The following is an 18,000-nucleotide window of genomic DNA, read 5'->3' as shown; positions in this document are numbered from 1 at the left end:
ACACAATTACCTCATAATGCTTTTAAAATCTCGACCTAAACCATTCACGCAGAATTCAAAAAAATCCTTTGAGCCATCTATAGGCTCAAAGGATTTTTTCATTTCGAATGCCATGCCCACGCGCTCGATATAATAGCAGTCAAATCGAATGTTGGTTGCCATCCTAATTCTTTGCTAATTTTATCGGATGAGGCAACTAAAGCTGCTGGATCTCCTGCACGTCTCGGCGCATAGTTAATCGTTGCTTGCTTGCCTGAAATTTGTTGACACGTTTCGATAATTTCATTGACCGAGTAACCTGCACCGTTACCAAGATTATAGGTTTGATTCGCGATTTTCCCACCGGTCATTCCTTCGTAAGAAAGAATATGCGCACGCGCTAAATCAGTTACATGAATATAGTCACGGACACATGTACCATCACTTGTTTCATAATCCGTACCAAACACTGAAATTTGCTCACGCTCTCCAAGAAGATGCTGAAGCACAATTGGAATCAAATGCGATTCCGGATCATGGCTCTCACCGATTTCTCCCGAATGATGCGCACCTGCAGCATTAAAATAACGCAGCACGACATATTGAAAATCGTGAACGCGAGCCATATCAGCCAAAATTTGCTCAATCATCAGTTTTGAGCGTCCATAGGGATTGATCGGATTGGTGGCGGTTTCTTCGGTAATCAGTTCTGAATTAGGTATGCCATAAGTCGCCGCTGTTGATGAAAAGATAAAGCGGTTGACGTTATACTCAATCATTTTCTCCAAAAGCACCAAAGTGGCACCGACATTATTGCGGTAGTATTTTAGCGGATTTTCCACTGATTCCCCCACTAAGCTGTTCGCCGCAAAATGAAAGACTGCGTCAATGCTATACGTTTTGAAGATTGTGTCTACTACTTCCGGATCGCCCAAATCACCTTTGACGAAAGTTGCTCGCTCATCGACTAAGCTTTCAAAGCCAGTCGTCAAATTATCGAGCACGACTACCTCGTATGTAGTTACCAACTCTTTAACAGTGTGACTGCCAATATATCCTGCGCCCCCACAAACTAAAATTACCATAGATTATTTTCCTCCTTTAGCTGTTTAACATTGTCTTATTGCCAATTATATCATTTGTAGAAAATTTGTAAGAGCGTTTATTTTATTGATGAGAACTGACCGCACTTGAAACGAGTAAAGCCGCACCTCCATTCGACTAAACCGCACCTCAAATGGCTAGAAGCGCACCCCAAACGTCTATAACCGCACCTCACTTTACAGCAGGCAGTAAAAAACACGTTTCCCAGAGCCTTTATCCGCTCTAAAGGGAAACGTGTTTGATTTTATTCTTCTACAAAAAAGTTTTGGCTTTCATAAACTTCTAAATCTTTTTCTGGAATGATGAGATTGTCGACATTTAACGTATTTCCAATCACGACATGGCCGTCACCTGCACCAACATAAATTCCATAGGAGGATTTACCTCGCGGGTCCACAACCATATTGTTAAGAATCTGTGTATTGTAGCTTGGCAACTCTAAGTTTTCACCACCATCTCCACCTCTTACAGCGATATTGTATTCGTTGTTAAAGGCGATGTTCGATTCAATGATGTTTGACTCTGAAGCATTTTTAACATCAATGCCATAGTAAAATCCGCTTACTGTATTGTTTTCAATCGTGCTAGCCTTTTCACTTTCCACAGTAATTCCTTGTTGATCCTCATAACCTGGCCGATCTTCAGTAACCATGCAGTTAATTACACGGTTGTCACTGCCACCTCCATAAAGAGAGATGTGGCCATCACCCGAATTTCGCACGACGCATGAATCAATGACATTTTGATCAGAGTCAAAGTTGATAATTCCTGATCCATAATTGAATTCGGAGGTTACTTTTCGAACAACATTATGATCTGAATGGTTGAGATGCACGCCTTGAGAATAATTTTTCATGTAAGTGTCTTCAATTGAACTATTGTTCGTATACAAAAACAAAATTGCGATATGAGAGGTTAAAGAGCCTTCTTCTGGTAAACGTTCTCCCATAAGAAAACCACCTTTTAAATGAACATCTTCTGTTTCATTCACCCAAAACACACCGTATTCGTCATCTGTATCTGTTTGGAAGATAACTTCTTCCATTACAATAGTGATTGGCTTTGAAATTTTTAATGCAAAATAACTGTCACCATATCCAGTGACCGCTTTCAGATCTGGGTTTTTGCTAAGCTTGTAAACGCCCGGTGGAATTTCCAACGTTCCTCCAGCTGGTGTTTCATCGATGGATTTTTGAATTTCTGTTGTTTTATCGACTGCTTCGTCTAAAGCTGTACGATTGCCTTCACTTCCGTTTTCAACTTCAACTTCTTGCGGCAGCTTTTCCATTATTAAAAAGAAATAACTAACCCCCGCGATGCCTAGAAGCAATAGCAGCACAAAACCAATTTTCCTTATGTTCAACCCAATCACCTCTCACAGCATAAAATGTCTTCACTTCTTATCATACAGATAGTTGACTGGAAATAACAATTAAAAAACTGAAAATTCAAATAAAAATAAGAATTAGTCATTAAGAACTAAAAAACACGACAGCCTCATAGTTGCTCTGAAGGATGCCGTGTCTTGTTTTCTCTATGTGATTTTTGTTGTTCTGCTGGTTGTGGTTCTAAAATAGTGACAACCGTTTCTTTTGCGACAGTGTCTTTGTTACGTGCCAATAGTTCTTCGCGATGGCGATGGCTAGCATCTTCTCGTTTTGAGCTTGCTTTTCCCAACGAAAAAATGATGGCCGTAACGAATACAAAACCACCTGTTAGTAAAGCCCACATGGACTCCACCTCTCTTTTGGCAAACTAATTGCTGACATGATTGCATTACTCCTTATAATTTCCATTATTATTGCTAATTGATACTATCTTACGCTAAATTTTCAACATTTACTAGTCTCATATCTATTAGCGCATCGGAATTATCTATGACTTTTGAACCTAATCCAGTCATAAAGTTGTCATTTTTACATCTTTACTTTCTTTTTAACGTCTTTTCTTTCATCGAACCCCATAAATAACCAAACAAGCCGTAGATTAAAACGCCTAAAACTGCCCCAGCACTATCAATCATGACATCTCTAACTTCTCCGCTTCGTCCTTCAATAAACAATTGATGGATCTCATCAGTTGTTGCGAACAATATACACATGCCAAATCCAAGAATTAGTTGTTTGAGTCCAGTAATTCCACTGCTTCTCCAGGCATTCAAACTTAACAGACCCAACAGAAAATAAGCGAAAAAGTGAGCGTTTTTTCGAATAAAGGTATGAAATGTTTCCACATTTAATTCTACTTGCGGTGCTATTAGATTAATGAGGTCTAACAATGCCGTTACAACGCCCGAACTTAAATTACTCGATGCAGAACCTGGTTGATGAGACAGATAAAAAATAACCGCCATCCAGAACAACGCTGCTATCCATGAAAAAAATTTATAAGTAGTCATATGATAAGTCCTTTTCTGTTGAAATTAGTTCATATTCAATAAAGTCTATTATAACAGGTAGTTTAAAAAGCGAAAACCAGCCCTATCGATAGGAAGAGTCGTTTCTGAATCCCTGAAGCTTTTAGACAACCCAAAAAGAGGTCTGCTCCAAAGCAGACCTCTCGTTTTTATGCGTAAATAATTAGTAGAAGCAGTTTATTTATGTACTGCTTGTGTTACTTTTGAGCGATAAGCTGGGAAGGATGTTGTTTTTTTGTCCACCCATGCTGTTGTGCACAGTAAATCGTAAATTTTTTGATTCCAGATTTTATTGCTAATGTAGTACTTGAATTCTGTGTTTTTACCGAATTGCTTTTTGAATAGATACAAAGGATCGTCCGCGCTTCCTGTTACACCGCCACCTTCGTGAGTCAGCTCCATGCCATTCTCTTTCCCCCACTTAACGAGTGCATATCGCATAATAAAAGCAGAAGACAGGTGTTGGTATTCTTTGAGTGTTCCAGATAAGTGAATGTGAATAAATTTTTCGTGAATCAAGTTTAAGCCAACTGCAATGACCTTTTCTTCGTACAATACTTCTACAAGAACGATGTGTTCTCCTAAAGTATCCAGCAGTTTACTGAAATAGGCATCATCGAAATAGTAGACAGCATCCGCGTCTTTTCTTTTCATCGTTGAATAGTAAAGACGTTTAAATTCCTCTAAATCTGGAGGATTGACTGTTACTCGGTATTCCACACCTGCTTGTAAAGCTTTTTGAATACTTTTTTGCTTTGACTTGGAAAATTCTGATTTGATGGGGTCATCATAATCTTTCAAATTGGTTCCTGTCGTATACCTGCGAAATGTTAAGTCATAGCAACTTTCAAAATCTTGCGCATTCGTAAACAAAGGATGAAAACGTACAAACTCACAAACAATATTTTCTTTTTGACAATACGCTTTAAAAGCAAGCTGAAAAGCTTGAACTAGCTCACGCTTATGGACTTCTTCACATTTCGTAATACGAGGACCGCCATAGCCATAAGGTGTCGTAATATCAAAATAGGGTTCTTCATTGATGCTTATGGGAACAGCTCTTTTAATGAACATATGATTGACTGTTCCTAAATCATGATGAAATTCAAAAACCTCGCACGTTCCTTGTTCAATTTTTTCATAGAGTCGACCATAATTTGGTTCAAAGTAAATATCATTCACCTCAAAGATGCCTCCTTCACCTGGATTTAAAAAACACTGACAGATTGATCATAAAAGCTAGCTGTTAAGATTTTCCACTCTTCATCAAATAGTCTACCACAGTTTTTTTGTTTATTCACTAAAGAAATCAGATTTTTGAGATTATTCACCTTTTAAGCTATTCATACAAAGATACCGTTGATCAGTAGACACAAATAAAAATCGTTTCACCCGATTGGATAAAACGATTTTTATGGCCTTCTGCTTATTTCTCGCTAATGTATGACTGTTTTAACTTTTCCTCAAAAAGCTTTAACAATCGATCTTTAAGTTCAGGGCGTTTTAAAGCAAATTCAATAGTCGTTTCAATAAAGCCAAATTTTTCACCGACATCAAAGCGCTGTCCTTCAAATTCATAAGCATAGACAGACTGTACTTCGTTGAGCTGTTGGATAGCATCGGTTAATTGAATTTCGCCGCCTGCACCAAGCTGATGCTGTCCTAAAAAATCGAAAATTTCAGGTGTCAAAATGTAACGGCCCATAATGGCATAATTGGATGGAGCAGTTCCCGCTTCTGGCTTCTCCACAAAGTTATCAACTTTGATTAGCTTTCCGTCAATTGAAACGGGATTAATAATGCCATAACGATGCGTTTCGTCTTCTGGAACTTGCTGAACGCCGATGACACTTTTACCAGTCAACTCGTTTTGCTTCATCAACTGAGCAAGACAAGGCTCGTCGTTTTCTACAATATCATCGCCTAGCAATACGGCAAATGGTTCATTGCCAATAAAGCGGCGCGCGGACCAAATGGCATGACCAAGTCCAAGTGGTTCTTTTTGACGAATGTAATGGATTTCCACATTGGAAGTTTCTAGAACCGAATCAAGCATGTCAATCTTGCCTTTTTTTAATAAGGTGTCTTCCAATTCAAAGGCGTGGTCGAAATGATCTTCAATGGCACGCTTTCCTTTACCAGTAACAATGATAATGTCTTCAATTCCAGAAGCAATTGCTTCCTCCACTATGTACTGAATTGTTGGCTTATCGACGATAGGTAGCATTTCTTTTGGCATTGCTTTAGTTGCCGGAAGAAATCGTGTTCCAAGACCAGCAGCTGGAATTATTGCTTTTTTAACTTGCATCTTTTCACCTTCTCATTCTTATTTTCTAAGCCTTTATTGTTTAATAATAACAGTTCTCTATTATAAAGCTATTGTTATAAAACCGTTTCAGCCTTAGCACGACGAATCCCTTTTAACATGAAAATATTTTATTAATAAATTTTGAAAATAAATCAATTTTATTGATAGCTGTGCTAAGATAAATAAGTCATACGTCCTTAATTACATTCAATAATTTCTATTTTTTTATAAATAACTCTATCTTTTTACTCTCTACTAAATAAAGGAAGTGTAAATTACTTGAACGTTTTACCATTGTCTTACGATCCACGATTAATCTTTCTTTCGGTCGCTGTCGTTTTCGTTTCTTCTTTTATCGCCTTGAACATCAGCGGAATGTTGCACGAGACCGTTGGAAAAGCACGAATAAAATGGATCTTGTTCGGAGCTCTCGTCATGGGACTTGGCATTTGGTCTATGCATTTTATCGGTATGCTGGCTTTTCATCTCTCGATGGAAGTAACCTATAATACAGCGTTGGTTGTTATTTCAATCTTACCGGCTCTTTTCGCAAGCGGACTTGCTTTCAGCATTATCAGTAAACCCGTCGTCCAAAAATTCGAGGTAATCGCTGGTGCTGTTTTAATTGCAACCGGCATTGTTGCCATGCATTACACTGGGATGGCCGCGATGCAAACGCAGGCGATTGTCTACTATGATGCCGTACTGTGGATATTGTCAGTAGTGGTCGCGTTAGTCGCTGCTCTATTAGCCATGTTTTTACTGCATTATTCGAGAGACCGGCACGGATTTTCTTGGTCAAAAATAGCCAGCGCTGCGCTGATCACGATCGGTGTTTCAGGCATGCATTACATCGGCATGTTAGCTGCACGATTTGAAGCGTCTACTCATCACGTAACAACAGCTCCTTCAATGAACAGTAGTTATCTTGCTTATACTGTTGGGATTGGCATGGCATTAATTTTGCTGATTGCTGTACTGAGCATTCGCAGCGACAACAAAGTAAAATCATTACTTGATGAATACAATCGTCAATTTCAATCGATTATCGAATCCGCAACAGATGGGATTGTCGTAACAGATGCGAAAGGCACAATCATCCAGTGGAATGGAGGCGCACAGTCTCTTTTTGGCTACAACAAAAAGGAAATTGTTTACGAAGATGTTCGTTTAATTTTTCCTGAAGCACGCCCGGATCCGAGTCAATACGTCGAAGCATCAATCACTCAAAAAACGCTTGAGTTAATTGGCTCAAAAAAAGATGGCAGCCAGTTTCCAGTTGAATTATCCATAGGATCTTGGGAAACAGTCAAGGGCAACTACTACAGCCTGATTATTCGAGACATCACTGACCGGAGAACGAACGAGGAGAAAATCAGCAACCTGGTCTACCTGGATTCGTTAACGAGCTTGCCAAATCGCCGATTGTTCAATGATCGCCTTCGTTCGACAATCAATCAAGCACTAGAAAGTAAGATGGTTTTATCTGTACTTTACCTTGACTTAGACCATTTCAAGATGGTCAACGACACGTATGGTCATCAACTAGGGGATCAACTGTTAGTGAAAGTGGCCGATCGCATTAAATCCTGTATCCACAAAAATGATACGTTAGCGAGAATTGGCAGTGATGAATTTGTTTTACTGCTGCCCAACACGGACGATGAAAAAACTCAAACTACCGCACAGAAAATTTTAGAGATGTTAAGTAACCCCTTCCAATTAAACAATGAAGCTGTTTTTATTACGCCTTCTATCGGTGCTAGTTTATTTCCAGCGGATAGCACAGATGCTGAAACTTTAGTGAAAAATGCCGATCTTGCGATGTACCGCGTGAAAGAAGAAGGCAAAAACAACTTTCAATTTTTTACTTCTGAGATGAGTGAACTGATTGCTCGGAAATCAAAAATTGCTATGAGTATCCGAAAAGGCTTAGAGCTGAACGAATTTTCGGTTCATTATCAGCCACAATTTGATCTTGAAACCGAAAAAATCATTGGTGTTGAAGCGTTGGTTCGCTGGCATCATGCGAAGCTTGGAACCATTTCTCCTGCTGAATTTATTCCAATTGCAGAAGAAAGTGGCATGATTCTGCGTATCGGTGAATTTGTTCTTCGAACTGCTTGTCAACAAACAAAAGATTGGCAAGATGCAGGAGTAGAGCCGTTTCGCGTAGCTGTCAATATTTCAGCGAGGCAGTTTTCACAAGGGAATATTGCCGAAGTCATCACGTTAGCTTTAGACGATGCGGGACTCGCACCTGAATTTCTTGAACTCGAATTAACTGAAAGCATCATTCAAGGCGCTACATCCGCCATTTCAAAAATGCAACAACTCAAAGCGATGGGCATTCATTTATCAATTGATGATTTTGGTACTGGCTACTCTTCTTTAAGCTATTTAAAATTGTTCCCGATTGATACATTAAAAATTGACCAACATTTCACACGCAATATTCTCATTGATTCAAAAGATGCAGCTTTGGTCGACACAATCATCCAAATGGCTCGTAATCTAGGATTGAATGTAATCGCTGAAGGCGTGGAAACTTTGGAACAGCTAACATTTTTAAAAGCTCGACGATGCAATCAAGCTCAAGGCTATTATTTTCAAAAGCCTTTATTGCCTGAAAAAATAGAGGAATTGTATTTGAAAGTAAAAACTAGATAAATCGTTAAAAATAGCGTCTGCCAGAAGTTCAGTTTCTTGGCATGCGCTATTTTATTTGCTAGCGAGCAGCTTTGATAACGGATGTATGCCAAGACTCTGAATAATCAAGGACAAGATGACCACTGAAAAACCTAACGAAATCAATTCTGCTGCCGCTTCCCCAGTCGCTAGCGTTTCCAGCTGTAGGAGTAAGAATACAGACATCGAACCACGGATGCCAGACCACGAAATGACGAGAGACTTTTTCCAAATGGATTTGTGTTTTTTGCCAGCTACTACCTTAAATGTACTACCGACAACAAGAAATCGAATCGCAATGCTCACAAACAAGATGAGGATTGCCAGTAGCCAATTATCCCATGATAAATATTTGGTTGCTTCGATGCCAATTAGTAAAAATAACAGCGACAACAGCGATGGTTCAACGACTTCCCAAAAGCCTGAAAGCGCTTCTCGGTAATGATCTTCTTTATTCGTATGTGAAAATTCCCAAGATAACATAATGCCGGCAAAAACGGTTGCTAATACGCCTGAAAATCCAAAGCTCTCAGCCAATTGAAACACACCATAAGCGAGCACGATACTAAGCATGACTTGATAATCACGGTGATGCGTAATGTGAACCGCTTTACTCATCACCCAGCCTACAGCAACTCCCAGTAGGATTCCTCCCAGTGAAACGTAAAGAAAATCACCAAAAACAGTGATTATATCGAGCGATTGTGATTGCAGATACATACTCGACAAAACAGTGAATAAGACAATACTGGTGCCATCGTTAATCATAGACTCACCGTCGACAATATCCGCAATACTTTTATCAGGCGCTGATTTTTTCAAAATGGAAACGACCGACGCGGGGTCAGTAGGTGCTAAAATCGCTGCAACTACGAATGCACCAGCCAGTGAAATCGAGAAAAACCAGCCGCCAATCCAAAAGATCGCCAGTCCCACAAGTATAATTGTCAGCCCAAGGCCAACTGTACTCAACAAACCGATCATCCCAGCATTTTCTCGTAGCGCTTTTGTTGAAAATTGATAAGCCGATACAAACAATAAGCCGGGTAAAAAGACATCGTAAATTAAATTTTCTGTTACTTCTACTTGATTAAAATAAGGAACAAATGACAAGCCGATCCCAATTAATACGAGCACTACCGGTACAGGAAAGTTTTCTTGTTTTTTATCAATTGTAAATACCAAATAACCGATACCTAACAGTAGGGTTACGAGTGCAGCTGACATTGCCATCTCCTCCAAAATTTAAAGCATCCATAAGTCAAAGATTTCCCTGAAACATAGCTTTTTAAACTAGCTAAGCACAGGAACTATACAGTATTTGTTCACTCAAAAGAGGCTATCTGTGTTTTCACAGATAGCTTCTTTTGAGTGAACAATCCATTAACGTTTATGTTGCAGACTGTTTTTTCGGTCTACGAGTCTTCTTGTTGCAAGCGGCGTTTAATCTGCAAGTAAGAAGCAACTTCTGTCAGTTCTTCATCGTTTACCGGTCGGTCATCTACTACTAACTTGATGGATTCTAAATCCAACACTTTTAGAAAGTCGAGCTCAGTAACTGCTTGGTTGCGTTCTAGTAAAAAATCTACTGATACTTTATAGTAATCAGCTAGTATTTCTAAATGAGCAACGCTTACTTGCTTTTTACCACTTTCATATCCCCAGATGACGGTTTTGGCAAATCCTACCGCATTCGCCAAGTCTTCCACGCTCAATTGATTTTGTTCTCTCATTTGCTTTAATTTACCGCCAATTTGCTTCATTTAAAATACCCCCTATTGTTGCGATAAGAGTTATATTGTCGGTCTATTATCCCCTTTCTACTTGCATTAAAACTGCTAAAACAGCTTTATCACGGTTTTAACTACAAATTACTCATAAATATTCTGAAATTTCAACTAATTTAATGCACAATTGTGGTAAAATAGAGTTAATTTCAAAAAAGAAAGGTAGGCATTAAGATGCTAAAAAAATTAATCTATTTGTTAATTATTGCTCTTATTTTTATTGTTGTAGCTGGAGAAAAAAATTTATATAGCGTCAAGCTATCAGAAGAAGTGGCATTCCTTCCTACAATAGAAAAAGTACAAGCAGAGCCTATTGGCTTTTCGGAAAAGTTGGCTGCGGGGAATCCTGTGACGATTGTCTTTTTAGGTGACTACGTGACGTCTGCTGACTCATTGCCGGATGGCCACCCCAATCACGTATCTCTGTTGACTAAATGGTTGGATGAAAAATACCCGGAGCAAATAACCGTCATCAACGCAGGCATGAACGCCAATACCGTTTCTCATATGAAAGAGCGAATCGCTAGTGACGTTTTAACTCATGCTCCTGATTTGGTCATTATTTCCGCTGGACTAAACGATGCACTGGGTGATTGGAAAATTCCTGTTGAGGAATACGCCAAAAATTACCGACTGATTGTGGAAGAAATTATCGCGAATGGTGAAACGGAAGTGCTAATTCGAACACCTAATCCAACAACTTCCTTTAAAGACAACTTAAAAATGCTGCCTTATATGCGAGCAAGCAGCAAACTCGCTTCACAAGACCAAGTTTATTTATTTGATTTTTATCAAGTGATGTCAAATGACGTTCATACGAAGAAAATCGCACAAACCGATTTGATACAAAATAAGTTGTACCCAAACACAAAAGGACAAGCTTATTTGTTTGGTGAATTCAAAAACTATTTGACGACAGCGTTCATTAACCAGTAAATTATTCATCTAAAAAAGAGTCTCAATCGACAATTGTCGGTTGAGACTCTTTTTTGTTTACTTCACTAATAGATTTCTGGCTTCTCTAAACTCTCGAATGTGGCGATCAAGAATATGACCTTTTTCAATCACCATCGATTTTTGAATCATTTCTGTCCAGTTGCCTTCGATAAAGTTGTCCACCATCGGCGAAAATCCTTCGCTCAATACTTTAGTAACGGTGTGTGGGAACATCGCTGGTGTGTTGTCTACTGTGTAATGGATGATGCCATCCACTGTATAAACGGGATCATCAATCGTCGATGGACGCGATGTCTCGATCTCCATATTTGGATCACAGCTAACGTCCACGATCATTGCGCCTTTTTTAAGACGCACTAAATCTTCTTTGTAAATAATGCGATCGGTACGATTGGTATCCCACATCACGCAGTTAACAAGAACGTCGTAATTGCCCATATTTTTCATGAACAACGATTCAAGCTTACGGCCATATACATCGACATCGGCACCTAAACCATGAAGAATGCGCAGTACGCCTTTGGTCGTGTGACCGTTACCAAGAACCGCTACTTTCGTTTCGTACGGCATTTTGCCGCAATATTGGTACGCTTGTAAAATAGCCGCTTCTCCTGCCACTTCACGGTTGCGGTAGAAAATATAACGTCCGTCTTCGAACATTTCTTCCCAAGCAATGACGGTGTGGTCTCCCGCAAGTACAGAATCTGTAAAAGCGATATCTTGAACTGCATGAGCCCAGCCAATCAATAATTTCCCAGGTGATAATTGATCAAAATAATCTGCGTTGCCTAATTTTACGTCGACAATGGCGTCACATTTTAGTACTTCTTCACGCGATACAAATTGTGCACCAGAAACCGCATATTCCGCATCTGCATAACCAAGTGCGTCACCGTAGCCCACTTCAAAAAACAATTGCTCGATATTTTTGATGTTCGGCATGTCCTTCGGTAAAAGCGCTCTTCGTTTTTCGTTGTTTTTATGACTAATAACAAATCCTATAGTAGTAATAAGAAAACCTCCAATTGATGAAATAAAGTAAATACTGATCTGCAAATAATCGACAGTTCATATAGAAGTGCCCGGACAATAGTCAAAAATTGCCGAGCAACTTTGTATACTTGTATCATTTCCGTAAAGCTGACCTACTCAGCATCATACCATATTTCGGGAACATTATAAGTATTGTGTAACACGAATTAAAAATAAAGATCAAACGTGTTCACAGTTGATCCGCGACGCAAAGTAACTACCGTAAAGACCGTTATTTTCTAGCCCTTGGTTGTTCTTTTTTATTCGATTTCATATAAAAAGCGTTGAAAACCAACAAGGTTTCAACGCTCTAGTATGCTTGATTAATGTAACATAATGGAACCACCATCAGCCATCAATGTTTGTCCCGTCATGTATTTCGAATCTTCCGAAGCTAAGAATACAGCGATCGGTCCAATGTCATGTTCCAAATCGCCAAAACGGCCGAGTGGAATGTTGTTTTTCACTCTTTCATAGTATTCAGGTTGCGCTTTGGCCCATTCACGTACACCCGGTGAGTCAGCTACTGGGCTAATCACATTGACGTTAATGCCAAACTGACCCCACTCGTTTGCAGCGACGCGCGAAATACCCCGTATGGCTTCTTTCGCAGCTACATAAGCCACTTGTGTTGCATGACCTTCTAACCCAGCTCCTGAGGCGAAGTTAATAATACTTCCTTTCGTTTCTTTTAAGTAAGGAAGTGCTGCTTGCATCAAATAAAATGTCGGGTAAAAGCCAGTACCAAATGACAAATCAATATCTTCTTGCGTGGTGTCTTCAATTAACTTTTGTTTAGAGGCATGCGCATTGTTCACTAAGACATTTAGCTGACCGTATTTCTCAATTACAGTATCAATAATGCCACTTAGTTTGTCACGTTCCATCAAGTTGGCTTTTAAGAACATGGATTTTGGAGAAATTGCCTGCAACTCTTGCTCCATCGCTTTACCTGTTTCTTCGTTTAAATCGACAACAACGACAATTGCGCCTTCTTTAACCATCGCTTTTGCCATTCCTCCACCAATTCCTCCAGCTCCACCGGTGATAATGACTACTTTATCTTGTAATTTATTCAATCTGAACAGCTCCTTAATTAGTTTATCGCAACTAGTTTAACACTAAACTAATTATCTTTAAACTATTTGCATGTTCTTTCGATTAGTTAAACCAATTGTTTTTTCATCATGTCCACCAAATACGCCATATCCTCTACAGTATAGCGCTGATCACAAGGCAGTGGCAGGATGTTGGCAGCGTATTGGTATTCGGTACTCCCTTCTGGACAGTCATCGAGAACATTTGGCCACAGCAACGGAATGTAAATTTTCTGCTTGGCAAGTCTACTTCTACTGGCGACACCATCTTCTACTAAGAGTGGATACGCAAAAGCACCTTCTGGCATTGTTAGTTTCAGCAAATTTTCTTGTCCCAATTGTTTGTCTAGGTAGGCATAGTTTTCATTTCGTAGTCGATTGGCCTGTTCATAATCGACAGCGCCCATAATGTTGCCTGTGAGTTTTGACATCGTCCGAAGCGGTGCTTCAGAAAGTTCGTCGTTACTGCTGCGAAAATCTGCGTAATAGTCGCTAGCTGTTCCCTCAAGGCGACCAAGTACGTGTGTCATGCGGTCTTTTGAAACGTCCTGCTGGAGTGTTTCTGCTAGTACGACGTCCGTCGCTAAATAAGCACCGTCCGGCACGCCAAAGTATTTGCGGCAAGAGTAAATGGTGTCGACGCCTTTTAGGGGCTTCTGAAAAAAAGCCTGACTATGATCTAAAATGAGTTGGTCATAGCGTGTTTTTAGCGCACGCGTTTTTTCTTGTGTGACTTGGCCATACAAATTAACGACATACAAATACTCCCCTTGCAGCAACGGCTTGTCAAAAATCGGTTGAAACTGCGCGTCAACAGAATAATACTCATATTCATAGCCGTATTTAGTCAACAGATTACTAACCGAGTCGCATAAATAATAGGGGATGTAGAGTTTTTTCATGTCACGTGCTTTCAATAAATACAACAATGCGTTACTGCCGCTATTTAACGCCAACAATTCGCTATAAAATTCATCATGGATTAACTTCTCCATGCCAAAGTATCCGCCTAGTTCTCTCATATTAGATCGCCCTTTCATCTTCTGCATTTATGTCTGACCGCACCTTTTATGCTAGTTTCCGCACCTCAAATGGTCAACACCGCACCTCAATCATTCATTTCCGCACCTCGCAGCGTATTTTCCGCACCTCAGCCACTAAACCGCACCTCGCATATCATCCTCGGTATAACGGAAAATAACCGGGAAGTTCGATGCCGCCATTTTGACGCTTGGCTTCGACCAATTGATCATAAGCTTGCTGGTTATGGATTTTCTTTCCCATCAATAATTCGAGTGGCTCTGCTTTGGTGAAATTCCGCTTAAAACGGTAGAGATTTTCGTTAGGCGCCCCTCCAAGATGAACTTCCTTCTTGTCATGCTCGACTGCCCAGCGGCAAAGTTCATATACGATGAGACTATTGCCGGACAGCGATGAATATTCCGGGTCATTCGCTGTTAAATGATAATGTGCGTAATCTCCGTGGTGAAGTACAAATGTAGCCGAAATATACTGTCCTTGGTGCTTCGCAAACAACAGGAATTGGCTCCCTCCAAATTTTTCAAAAGAGCTGCGAAGAGATTCTATTGAAAATAAATAATACGGTTCGATTTGATTTTTTTTAACTGTCAGCATGTACAAACGGTGAAATTCTTCAACATGTTCACCAGTAAAATCGAATTCAATTTCTACATCATTTTTTAAAGCTTTTCTGACTTGTCCTCTTGTAACAGAAGCAAATTGTTGCATAAAAAAATCTTCTTCCCTTAAATCGATATACAACACATGTCCATTGTCTCGAAATTCGTAAAGCGATTCGAAATCCAATCGGTTTTTTAACCATGGACTAAAGCGAACATATTCCGTAACGATTCGGTGTTCGTCACAATAGTCGCCAAATTCTTTCTCAAAAAGATTTATAAGCTGGGGTTTATTTTCTAGGTCACCTGATAGAATGATGGGTCCGCTAAAACCATACGGCGTAATGATATCGTAATACGTCTCTTCTTCTATTTGTACCGGTGTTGGACGAACGATAAATTGATAAAAAATATGGCCTAATTCATTGTTTATTTCAAAAAAATGGACTTTGCCATCTTGTTCTTTTGTTTCGAAAAATTTGCCCCATTCAGGCAAAAAATAAATATCTGGCATGACAGTGGCCATATGCTCTCCTCCTAAATCGACTTGCGTTTTTTTTGAACTAATAGACAGGTACTGGTGATCCCGAGCTACGGTATGCAGGAAACTGGTCGCTGCCCGTTGATGCATTATTCATGTAGCACAGTTGTTCATAAACCGCTCTATTCCAGATTTTGCGACCTATAAAATACGTCAATTCTGAGCGCCGTCCAAATTTCTTTTTAAAAAGATATAACTTGTCATCCACTTCTTTCGTCCGACCACCGCCGTGATGGATTAATTCCTTGCCTTGCTCTTTTCCCCACAACGCAAGAGCATATTGGAGAATATAAGCCGGTGCCAGCTGGTGAAATTTCTGACATGTGCCTGTGAGATGAACGTGAATAAACGCGTCACCGACAAAATTTAAGCTCATGCCGATAATTTGTTCTCCGTACGTCACCTCAACAACTACCAAATAATCACTCAACCGATCGAGGCATTGCTGAAAGTACTCATCATTAAAATAATAGATCATCTTTGCAGCATTGCGCTGCATCGTAGAATAATAAAGTTTCTTGAAATCCTCTAAATTTTCCGGATGTTCGATGATGCGATACGTGACGCCAGCTTTTAAACCGTGACGAATATCCCTTCTACAAGAAGCCGAGTATTCTGTAAGAATCGGATCATCGATGCCTGCCAATCTCGTTTGAATCGTCTGACGCCTGAAGTTCAGTTCGTAGCACGATTCAAAGTCTACATGATTCTTGATAACCGGATGAAAACGAACCGATTCGGAAACAATGTGGTGGTTAGCGCAATACTTTCCAAATTCTTCTTCAAAAGCACTTACCAATGCTACCTTGTTGCTATTTTCGCCGCTAACAATTCGAGGACCTCCATAGCCATAAGGTGTCACCAAATCATAAAACACCTGACCAGTTAATTTTTGTGGAATTTCACACTTGATAAACAAATGCTGTATCCTTCCTAACGTATGCTCAAAAACAAACTCTTGGCATTCACCTTTTTCAATTTTTTCATATAAACGGCCATACTCTTTGTTAAAATAAATATCGTTCATTTAGAGGCCCTCTTTCTCACTGAAAATTGTTTCTGGAATTTATTTCATTTTCCCAGTTACTAAGGATGCTGTTCCTATTTTACCACCTAGTTAACTAACAATACAGATAATTAAGAAATCTTTTTAAATTCGTGCATTAAAAAACGCCACCGAATTTGGCAGCGTTTTAGGCTATTCCTCTGTAAACACAGCGAGTGGCAATAGCGCACTAACGATGTATTGCCCCGCATCGACGATTTCGGAGATTTTGAGGTCGACACAGGCGCTTGACAGCAAGTAGGCATCTTTGAGATCCATTTTGTAATTTTCAGAAATGTGTTCCACCATCGCACGGATAGCGTCGCGCGAAGCTTCCATCAAATCAGGTCCCACACCTGTTGTGCCATAAAATCCTTTGTGGTCGACTTTTGGCGTTAATGCGCCAGCTGTTTGAAACTGCGGTGCTGGAATTGTCTTGCCTTTAATCAATCGGAATTTTAACGATGCCTGCATCGGACATTCCACAGCACTGACGCAAACTTCACCGTCTCCTTGTGCCGCATGAGCGTCCCCACAGCTGAACATCGCCCCCGCTACTTGCACAGGCAAATACAATTTCGTGCCCACAGTTAAATGCCGCGTGTCCATATTGCCACCAAATGTGCCAGGCGGCATAATGGCTTGCCCTTCCGCATTTTGGGGACCAACACCCATCGTGCCGAGAAATGGTGTAATGGGTACTTTAATGTTGTCGCTAAAATGGATGAATTGCCCGTCACTCAAATCAAAAGTTCGTAAGTAGGCCTCCGGAAACTCTTCAGGCAATAAACCAAGTCCCGGCAGAATCGACATCCAGCCCCAGCTTCCGGGAACCAACTTGACGATCTCAATTTCCAGCGTATCTCCGGGTTCGGCATCTCGAATTTCGACGGGTCCCGCGAGTGGATACACTCTCGCCCAGTCGAGTCTAGCAATGTCTTCTGTCACAGAGTCTTTATTGAATTGATCATCAGCCACTTCGCGTGTGGAAAATTCCACTTGATCGCCGCTGTTGATCGTGAGTACGGGCTGCGGGTCTTTGTCCCATGTATAATGAACGCGGTTTTCTGGAAATTGATGGGTAGTGGTCATATAGGATATCCTTTCTTTGGTCAAAGTTGTATTTGGAGCTGCTATAGCGCGTGTATTCTCTACTAGATTTCCCAGTTAAATGGATATACTGTCCGATAGGAGTGAAATACTGTCCGAATCGCTCCAAATACTGTCCGATAAATGAAAATACTGTCCAAATCGAGTGAAATACTGTCCAACGCTCTAAAATCCGTTTGATTACCTATAAAATGGAAAGCAGAAGTTTGCGCTTTCCCACAAATTTGCTGGAGGCTAAACTACTTTTGTGTATAATGACTTTTATTTCATAGCTAGGAAATTGGTTGATCCCCTTG

At 40.1% G+C, this 18,000-nt stretch carries 16 protein-coding genes; 2 read left to right on the top strand and 14 right to left on the bottom strand.

Annotated features, from left to right (window positions below):
- Positions 1-98: 98 nt before the first annotated feature.
- The 6 genes from galE to galU all read right to left on the bottom strand — a co-directional run bounded on the left by galE (position 99) and on the right by galU (position 5,807).
- On the bottom strand, positions 99-1,064 hold the full coding sequence (gene galE / locus QMF37_RS13010; RefSeq protein WP_283478470.1) for a UDP-glucose 4-epimerase GalE: 966 nt from the start codon (positions 1,062-1,064) through the stop codon (positions 99-101).
- A gap of 263 nt (positions 1,065-1,327) precedes the next feature.
- Positions 1,328-2,446 carry a right-handed parallel beta-helix repeat-containing protein gene (locus QMF37_RS13005; RefSeq protein WP_078080633.1) on the bottom strand — a complete coding sequence of 373 codons (1,119 nt, stop codon included), beginning with the start codon at positions 2,444-2,446 and terminating at the stop codon, positions 1,328-1,330.
- A gap of 134 nt (positions 2,447-2,580) precedes the next feature.
- Positions 2,581-2,814 (bottom strand): hypothetical protein, encoded by a 234-nt coding sequence (locus tag QMF37_RS13000; protein ID WP_058384592.1) that lies wholly within the window; start codon positions 2,812-2,814, stop codon positions 2,581-2,583.
- 193 nt (positions 2,815-3,007) lie between these two features.
- On the bottom strand, positions 3,008-3,481 hold the full coding sequence (locus QMF37_RS12995) for a VanZ family protein (RefSeq protein WP_071153323.1): 474 nt from the start codon (positions 3,479-3,481) through the stop codon (positions 3,008-3,010).
- 195 nt (positions 3,482-3,676) lie between these two features.
- Positions 3,677-4,681 (bottom strand): peptidoglycan bridge formation glycyltransferase FemA/FemB family protein, encoded by a 1,005-nt coding sequence (locus tag QMF37_RS12990; RefSeq protein WP_283478469.1) that lies wholly within the window; start codon positions 4,679-4,681, stop codon positions 3,677-3,679.
- Between the two features lie 244 nt (positions 4,682-4,925).
- A complete protein-coding gene (gene galU, locus QMF37_RS12985; RefSeq protein WP_058384589.1) occupies positions 4,926-5,807 on the bottom strand; it encodes a UTP--glucose-1-phosphate uridylyltransferase GalU in 882 nt (293 codons plus the stop codon).
- A 435-nt stretch (positions 5,808-6,242) separates the two neighbouring features.
- Between galU and QMF37_RS12980 the strand changes: the two genes are divergently transcribed.
- Complete coding sequence (locus QMF37_RS12980) at positions 6,243-8,477, top strand: EAL domain-containing protein (RefSeq protein ID WP_283478485.1); 2,235 nt, start codon at positions 6,243-6,245, stop codon at positions 8,475-8,477.
- A 51-nt stretch (positions 8,478-8,528) separates the two neighbouring features.
- Here QMF37_RS12980 and QMF37_RS12975 read toward each other — a convergent pair whose 3' ends face one another.
- Positions 8,529-9,722, bottom strand: coding sequence for a cation:proton antiporter (locus tag QMF37_RS12975; RefSeq protein ID WP_283478468.1), 1,194 nt, complete (start codon positions 9,720-9,722; stop codon positions 8,529-8,531).
- Between the two features lie 188 nt (positions 9,723-9,910).
- Positions 9,911-10,258: a helix-turn-helix domain-containing protein gene (locus QMF37_RS12970; RefSeq protein WP_283478467.1), complete on the bottom strand. Its 348-nt coding sequence runs from the start codon at positions 10,256-10,258 to the stop codon at positions 9,911-9,913.
- Between the two features lie 198 nt (positions 10,259-10,456).
- On the opposite strand from QMF37_RS12970, the gene QMF37_RS12965 reads away from it, so the two are divergent.
- On the top strand, positions 10,457-11,218 hold the full coding sequence (locus QMF37_RS12965; protein ID WP_283478466.1) for an SGNH/GDSL hydrolase family protein: 762 nt from the start codon (positions 10,457-10,459) through the stop codon (positions 11,216-11,218).
- A 57-nt stretch (positions 11,219-11,275) separates the two neighbouring features.
- Here the strand turns inward: QMF37_RS12965 and QMF37_RS12960 are convergent, their stop codons facing one another.
- The 6 genes from QMF37_RS12960 to QMF37_RS12935 all read right to left on the bottom strand — a co-directional run bounded on the left by QMF37_RS12960 (position 11,276) and on the right by QMF37_RS12935 (position 17,686).
- Entirely contained in the window at positions 11,276-12,250 is a 975-nt protein-coding gene (locus QMF37_RS12960) for a N(5)-(carboxyethyl)ornithine synthase (protein WP_177167569.1), read from the bottom strand.
- A gap of 344 nt (positions 12,251-12,594) precedes the next feature.
- Complete coding sequence (locus tag QMF37_RS12955; protein WP_078080636.1) at positions 12,595-13,350, bottom strand: SDR family NAD(P)-dependent oxidoreductase; 756 nt, start codon at positions 13,348-13,350, stop codon at positions 12,595-12,597.
- 86 nt (positions 13,351-13,436) lie between these two features.
- Positions 13,437-14,390, bottom strand: coding sequence for a hypothetical protein (locus tag QMF37_RS12950; RefSeq protein ID WP_283478465.1), 954 nt, complete (start codon positions 14,388-14,390; stop codon positions 13,437-13,439).
- A 154-nt stretch (positions 14,391-14,544) separates the two neighbouring features.
- Entirely contained in the window at positions 14,545-15,534 is a 990-nt protein-coding gene (locus QMF37_RS12945; RefSeq protein WP_283478464.1) for a GNAT family N-acetyltransferase, read from the bottom strand.
- A gap of 37 nt (positions 15,535-15,571) precedes the next feature.
- On the bottom strand, positions 15,572-16,576 hold the full coding sequence (locus QMF37_RS12940) for a GNAT family N-acetyltransferase (RefSeq protein WP_283478463.1): 1,005 nt from the start codon (positions 16,574-16,576) through the stop codon (positions 15,572-15,574).
- 171 nt (positions 16,577-16,747) lie between these two features.
- The gene (locus QMF37_RS12935; protein WP_283478462.1) at positions 16,748-17,686 is read right to left on the bottom strand and encodes an acetamidase/formamidase family protein; all 939 of its coding nucleotides are present in this window, start codon (positions 17,684-17,686) and stop codon (positions 16,748-16,750) included.
- Positions 17,687-18,000 lie beyond the last annotated feature (314 nt).

It is taken from the genome of Planococcus sp. S3-L1 (assembly GCF_030063085.1).
GTDB lineage: Bacteria > Bacillota > Bacilli > Bacillales_A > Planococcaceae > Planococcus > Planococcus kocurii.
The sequence above is the reverse complement of the archived record's forward strand: the minus strand, read 5'-3'. Positions and strand labels throughout refer to the sequence as shown.

Coding starts and splice junctions, on each gene's coding strand:
- galE (WP_283478470.1), bottom strand. CDS start 1,064: ATGGTAATTTTAGTTTGTGGGGGCGCAGGATATATTGGCAGTCACACT.
- QMF37_RS13000 (WP_058384592.1), bottom strand. CDS start 2,814: ATGTGGGCTTTACTAACAGGTGGTTTTGTATTCGTTACGGCCATCATT.
- QMF37_RS12995 (WP_071153323.1), bottom strand. CDS start 3,481: ATGACTACTTATAAATTTTTTTCATGGATAGCAGCGTTGTTCTGGATG.
- galU (WP_058384589.1), bottom strand. CDS start 5,807: ATGCAAGTTAAAAAAGCAATAATTCCAGCTGCTGGTCTTGGAACACGA.
- QMF37_RS12980 (WP_283478485.1), top strand. CDS start 6,243: ATGGGACTTGGCATTTGGTCTATGCATTTTATCGGTATGCTGGCTTTT.
- QMF37_RS12975 (WP_283478468.1), bottom strand. CDS start 9,722: ATGTCAGCTGCACTCGTAACCCTACTGTTAGGTATCGGTTATTTGGTA.
- QMF37_RS12970 (WP_283478467.1), bottom strand. CDS start 10,258: ATGAAGCAAATTGGCGGTAAATTAAAGCAAATGAGAGAACAAAATCAA.
- QMF37_RS12965 (WP_283478466.1), top strand. CDS start 10,457: ATGCTAAAAAAATTAATCTATTTGTTAATTATTGCTCTTATTTTTATT.
- QMF37_RS12950 (WP_283478465.1), bottom strand. CDS start 14,390: ATGAGAGAACTAGGCGGATACTTTGGCATGGAGAAGTTAATCCATGAT.
- QMF37_RS12945 (WP_283478464.1), bottom strand. CDS start 15,534: ATGGCCACTGTCATGCCAGATATTTATTTTTTGCCTGAATGGGGCAAA.
- QMF37_RS12940 (WP_283478463.1), bottom strand. CDS start 16,576: ATGAACGATATTTATTTTAACAAAGAGTATGGCCGTTTATATGAAAAA.
- QMF37_RS12935 (WP_283478462.1), bottom strand. CDS start 17,686: ATGACCACTACCCATCAATTTCCAGAAAACCGCGTTCATTATACATGG.